This is a genomic window from Tessaracoccus lubricantis, from assembly GCF_039544535.1.
GTDB classification, from domain to species: Bacteria; Actinomycetota; Actinomycetes; order Propionibacteriales; family Propionibacteriaceae; genus Arachnia; species Arachnia lubricantis.
On record NZ_BAABLV010000045.1, the window covers coordinates 1 to 5991 of the forward strand.

5 protein-coding genes and 1 pseudogene are annotated in these 5991 nt (G+C 59.1%); all 6 read left to right on the forward strand.

Going from position 1 to position 5991, the window contains the following annotated elements:
- Positions 1–79: 79 nt before the first annotated feature.
- A pseudogene (locus ABEA30_RS15980) lies at positions 80–547 on the forward strand (ABC transporter permease); the annotation flags it as partial.
- The gene (locus ABEA30_RS15985) at positions 504–947 is read left to right on the forward strand and encodes an ABC transporter permease subunit (protein ID WP_386086216.1); all 444 of its coding nucleotides are present in this window, start codon (positions 504–506) and stop codon (positions 945–947) included. The pseudogene ABEA30_RS15980 and the gene ABEA30_RS15985, both read left to right, overlap by 44 nt.
- Entirely contained in the window at positions 947–1894 is a 948-nt protein-coding gene (locus ABEA30_RS15030; protein WP_345584296.1) for an ABC transporter permease, read from the forward strand. Before ABEA30_RS15985 ends, ABEA30_RS15030 begins: the two co-directional genes overlap by 1 nt.
- A gap of 208 nt (positions 1895–2102) precedes the next feature.
- Positions 2103–3506 carry an ABC transporter substrate-binding protein gene (locus ABEA30_RS15035; protein WP_345584302.1) on the forward strand — a complete coding sequence of 468 codons (1404 nt, stop codon included), beginning with the start codon at positions 2103–2105 and terminating at the stop codon, positions 3504–3506.
- A gap of 5 nt (positions 3507–3511) precedes the next feature.
- Positions 3512–5512 carry an ABC transporter ATP-binding protein gene (locus tag ABEA30_RS15040; RefSeq protein WP_345584298.1) on the forward strand — a complete coding sequence of 667 codons (2001 nt, stop codon included), beginning with the start codon at positions 3512–3514 and terminating at the stop codon, positions 5510–5512.
- Complete coding sequence (locus ABEA30_RS15045; protein ID WP_345584300.1) at positions 5512–5964, forward strand: 6-phosphogluconolactonase; 453 nt, start codon at positions 5512–5514, stop codon at positions 5962–5964. Before ABEA30_RS15040 ends, ABEA30_RS15045 begins: the two co-directional genes overlap by 1 nt.
- Positions 5965–5991: the final 27 nt, after the last annotated feature.

Here is a 5991-nt window from a genome sequence, read left to right on the forward strand (position 1 = left end):
CTACCGCCTCAGAATGCTCCTCATCGGCGGCGGTCTACGACTATGACCCCACGCTCAGGTACGAAGAGCCGGTGATGCAGTGTTGCAGCTCAAGGCCAAAGCAAAGCGAGCGCCCCGGGCAGGATTCCGCGGGAGCAAAGCGGGCATGCTCGGTGCGGCGATGATTGTCTTGCTGGTGAGCGCAAGTTTGCTCGCCCCCATCATCGCTCCGTATCCACCACTGTCCCAAGGTTTCGGAGTCCTGCAGCCACCTAGCTGGCAACACTTCTTCGGTACAGATGAACTTGGCCGCGACGTCTTTTCGCGGGCTCTACACGGGATGAGAGCTTCCATTTTTGTCGCCATAGCTACAGCTGTAGCAGCGGGAGTCATCGGGGTCCTTCTGGGACTCGTCTCCGGCTACCTTGGTGGCTGGGTTGATGCCGTCGTGATGAGGGTAATGGACATGATTCTGGCTTTCCCTCCAGTTCTTCTGGCCGTCGTGACCGTGGCGGTTCTCGGTGGTGGGCTTACGCCCTTGCTCATCGCCCTCACGATCGTGGGGATTCCGCCATACGCTCGCCCTGACTCGTGCATCCGCTATTTCCATCAGGGAGCGCGGCTACGTCGTGGCGCAAAGAGCTGCCGGCGCGGCGGCCCCGGACATCATGGGCCGTACGGTTCTGCCGAACTCGCTTGGTGGGGCGACTGTCCAATTTGTGGTTGCCGCGTCAACGGCAGTTCTCACAGAATCGGGGTTGAGCTTCCTAGGTCTTGGTTTGCCTCCGCCCCACCCTGCTCTCGGCGCCATGCTTGCAGCAGGAAATGACAACCTATTCCTCGCTCCTTGGTACCCGCTCCTCATGGGTGTCATCATCACCACGCTAGTGATCGCCCTCGATCTTGTTGGCCAGGGGCTGCAGCGAAAGTTCGGCTCTGCCGTCCGCCGCGCGGGGGTGGTGTCGTAATGGCCAGATTCTTGGTGAAGCGCTTTGGGCAGCTCTTGATAACCCTGTTCCTCAGTTCGATCGCGGTCTTCTTCATCATCCATGCAGTTCCAGGAAGCCCTGAGGTAGCGATCGCTGGGCCAAATGCGACACCGGAGCAGTTGGCCGAAGTGCGGCGGAGGCTTGGGCTCGATCAGCCTGTGGCGCTTCAGTATCTCTACTGGTTGGGCAGTGCACTAAAGGGAGACTTGGGGCTCTCACTAGCCTCGCAGGTCCCCGTCACCCAATTGATCGTTGAGCGATTGGCTGCCACTCTTCAGCTAATCGCGTTCACGCTCGTCGTCGGGCTGAGCATTGCGCTGCCTGTCGGGACCTACGCGGCGCTACGGCCCCGCGGGGTTGTGGCTGCGGTTGCATCAGTTGCCCAAGTCGTGTTGCTCGCGACACCAAGTTTCTGGCTTGGGATCATGTTCATCTGGCTGTTCGGGCTGTCGCTGAGGTGGTTCACCACCTACTCCGACTACATCCCCTTTTTCACGGATCCCCTCGCGGCCTTGAGCAACTCTGCTCTGCCTGCCCTGGTTCTAGGCCTCTTCATGGCTGCCGTCCTAGTGCGCTTCGTTCGGAGCTCTGTGTGGGATGCCCTTCGAGAACCCTACATCCGCGCGGTTCGGGCCAAAGGGGCCCAAGAACCGAGAGTCGTTGTTCGGCATGCACTCCGCAACGGACTCCTGCCGATCATCACAGTCATCGGTCTCCAGATGGGCGGTTTCGTGGGTGGAACCGTCGTCACCGAGTCCATCTTCAACTATCCCGGCCTCGGGCGACTCGTCTTCACCTCTGTCAACGTGCGTGATTACCCCGTAGTCCAAGGGTCGTTGCTGGTCGTTGTCGTCAGTTTTGTCGTCATCAACATGATCGTTGACGTGCTCTATGCCGTCCTTGATCCCCGTGTCCGCGTGTCCTAACCAAAGAAGGAGAGACATCATGAATAACCGGACGAAGTTCACTCGACGCCGAGTGATCTCCCTAGGCGCGCTCTTGGGTGGAGCCGTAGTGGTTGGCCCACTTGTGAGCGGCTGTTCCACTCCCACCACTGACTCTGGTCGTAGTCCGGAAGCTGGCGGGGCCACTACTTCCCGAGAACCCTCCGGAGCCAAAAGCGAAGTGATCACCATGGGCTCCGCGGTGGATGTACTGAACTTCGATCCGTACGCCCAAACCACGAACGCCATCATTGTGCTCCGACTACTGAACGCATGGCTCTTGACGTATGACGAGGACCTGAATCCGCAACTCGACACCCTCGCGGGCTACGAGTTGTCCGATGACCGAACCACATGCACGCTGAAACTCCGAGACGATGTCGTGTTTACAACAGGCAAGACGATGACTGCGGAAGACGTGGTCTTTGCTTTCGAGCGGGCCATGAACCCCGAGACCGGCTTCAACCTAGCCAGCCCCTCACAGATCATTGAGAGTGTTTCCAGCCCCGAACCACTGCTTGTGGAGTTGAAGTTCAAGGGACCAACGTCCCAGACGCTCGTCGAAGACCTCCTAGTTGGACAGCCCGTCGTAGACAAGGACCACAACTCCGCAGAGGGCCTGGCCACGACTCCGGCGAGCGCCGGCCCCTACCGACTCGTCTCGAGGACCGCTGGCCAGAGCCTCACACTTGAGGCGAACCCTGATTGGTATGGCGGGGAAGTGGAAACCCAGCGGATTGAATTGCGCATCTTCACGGATACGCGGGCACTCACGTCAGGGCTTGAGTCCGGAGCTTTGGATCTAGCCGTCTATGTACCGCCTCGAGACGGTCAGAGGCTTCAGGAAAAGTTCGAGTATCTCGACTCCTACCCTGGCTCGGCCACCATGCTGCTGCGGGTTTCGGCCATCACCCCTCCCTTCGATCAGAAGAGTCTTCGCCAGGCACTTTGGCACAGTGTGAACCGTGATCGCATCGTTGAAGAGGTGCTCTTCGGGTTTGGCGGTGCGGCTGCTTTGCCGTGGGGTCCCAACTCTCCGGCACAGGACGACTCGTATGATGATCGGGTTCAGTATGATCTGGAGGCGGCCAAGGCCCTGCTCGAAGATGTATCTGTCGCGGCAGGTGCGGCGATGGTCAACGGATCTGATCCGATCAGCATCTCCGTGATGCAGATTATCCAAGCAGATCTTGCATCTATCGGCTTCGACCTCCAGATCGAGCAGGTGGATGCCGCAACTTTCCAGGATCGCCTTGTAGCCGGAGATTTCGGCGTAGTGCTCGGGCAAATGGGTGGTGGACAGCTCAGTTTGCCGCGCATCACCCAGAACAGCCTCTTCCGGCTTAGCAACAACCCGCTATGGCCCGATGGCGTTCCGCCACAGGCTTATGTTGAGGCTATCGAAACTCTTACTTCGGAACAGGACGAGAAGGCTCGCCAAGCAGCATTCGACCAGCTCAATGACGTAATTGTTGATGAAGCGTGGGCGATCGGAACCTACTACGTTCCTCAGCTGTACATGTTCAAACCGGAACTCAAGGGGGTCGCACGCGATCACCAGAACGCCTTGGTGCTGGACAAGGCGAGCTTCTGACGATCATGCCGGGATCTCCTCTGTTCGAACTCGACAACCTCCGAGTCACCTTCAATACCGGTGGCTCGGAGGTGCGAGCGGTGCGGGGAGTCGACCTCGTCGTTAATGCTGGAGATGCCATTGGGGTGGTTGGCGAATCGGGCTCCGGAAAGAGCGTCACCTTCCTGGCTGCCTTGGGTTTGCTCCCTTCCGGAGCGACTATTGAAGGAGCCGTACGTCTCGGGGGGCAAGACCTGACAGCGCTGTCTCGCAGGCATCGACGCTCACTGCTGGGCAAGGCCATGGCCATGGTCTTCCAGAACCCCATCACTTCGCTTGACCCTGTCATGTCGATTGGCGACCAGATCGTTGAGGCCCTCCGGATCCACTCCCCGAAATTGAGTCGACAACAGGCTCGCGCGAAGGCTATTGAACTGCTTGATCGAGTGGGGATCACGGAAGCGAACAGACGCGCAGACCAGTTCCCGCACGAGTTTTCGGGTGGGATGTCGCAACGAGTCATGATTGCCATGGCGATCGCAAACGGGCCGCAGCTCCTTGTCGCTGATGAACCAACGACTGCTGTTGATGTAACTATCCAAGCCCAGTTGCTGGACCTCCTTCATGAAGTCTCAGAAGATCTGCAGGGCGCCTTCATCCTCATCACTCATGACCTAGGCGTCGTGGCCGAGAACACTAAACAGATCGTCGTCATGTACGGCGGACGCGTGATGGAGCAGGGACTGACCCATGAGGTACTGGCGGACCCGCGACATCCCTATACGCAGGGACTCCTCAGTTGCCACCCCAGCTTGGAATCCGATGGCCAGCTTCTCCCTATTCCCGGCAGCCCTCCAGATCCATCGAGCCTGGGTGATGGGTGCCCGTTTGCCGCACGCTGTCCGGTGGGTAAAGACAGGCCAATCTGTCATGAGGTGACCCCTGAGTTGGAGGAGCGCCAGGGCAGACTGTCGGCCTGCCATTTCTCTGGCGAGCAGGCATTCGCGGCGAATGCTGAAGTCTCTTCCGCTCCGTCAGATGTCTTGACCCCTGGAGCGCCGCTCCTTGGCGCTGAGGATCTTCGTGTTGAGTTTAGGCGCAAGGGATTCCAACTCCGACGCGCTGCCCCGCTCGTGGCCGTAGACGATGTCGAGATTGTTCTGCGACAAGGGGAAACGCTTGGCGTAGTCGGTGAGTCGGGATCCGGCAAGTCAACTCTGGCGCATACTCTGCTTCGCCTCATTGAGTCAGATGGTGGCAAGGTGCTATTCGAGGGACAAGACATCACGCGCGCATCTCGACGGGCGCTGCGTGAGATGCGCGATCATGTGCAGGTTGTCTTCCAAGATCCATATACGGCCCTCAACCCGAGCCTGTCTGTGGCGGCCAATGCAGCGGAGCCCCTTCGTGTGCGGGGGGTCAACTCACGCAGCCGCAGCGAGATTGTTGCGCAGCTGTTCGAGGAAGTTGGGCTGAGCCAGAACATGCTTGAGCGGCTGCCGGGTGAGCTGTCAGGAGGCCAACTCCAGCGGGTGGGGATCGCCCGGGCACTTTCAGTCGATCCCAAAGTCCTGATTCTGGACGAGCCGGTGTCGGCGCTGGACGTCTCAGTGCAGGCACAGATCCTCAACTTGCTGAGTCGCCTGCAAGAGAAACGGAACTTGGCCTACATGTTTATCAGCCATGACATCGCAGTTGTGCGCCACGTTTCTCACCGTGTGGCGGTCATGTACCTCGGGAGAATCGTGGAGGTGGGACCGTCGCGAAGTGTCTTGGCGACACCTCTGCACCCATACACAGAGGGGATGATCGCGGCTGTTCCTAGCCTTCATGGTCACCGAAGCCAGCGCACCGTGCTGGAGTCTGAGCAATCTCAGGCAGATGTGGGAGTCGGATGTCGGTTTGAACCCCGCTGCAGCTTACGAATCCCCGAGTGTCGGACCGTCGATCCCCAACTTATTGAGACTTCACCCGGACATTCTGCAGCCTGCATCGTCCGGGCCCCTTCTAGAGAGGAAGACTCGTAATGACGCTATCCAGAGCCGACTTCCCATCGGACCGGATCCTCACTTTCGACTCGACGACCGAACTGGGTCAGGCAGCTGCCAAGCGAGCGGCGGACGTTATCCGACACGCAGTTTCCACTGACGGGAGCTGTTCGGTGCTTCTCGCCTCGGCGCCCTCCCAAGAGCCGGTACTCACTTCACTTTTCGCCATGCGAGAACTCCCCTGGGAGGCAGTGACCTTCTTCCATGTGGATGAGTATGTTGGCCTTGACCCCGATGCCCCTCAACTCTTCGCGAGTTGGCTGCGGCACAAACTCGACGGTGTGCCATATGCCGACTTCGAAGTTATCAACAGCCAGATGGACGATCCCGAAGCTGAAGGTGATCGCTACGAGACGCGGCTTCTCGCAAGGGGAGCATTCGACGTGGGTCAAGTCCCTTTGAGTGGTGTTTTTCTATCCGGTCAGGGGTAGGCGGTTGACGGGTGTGTTGGTGTGTTC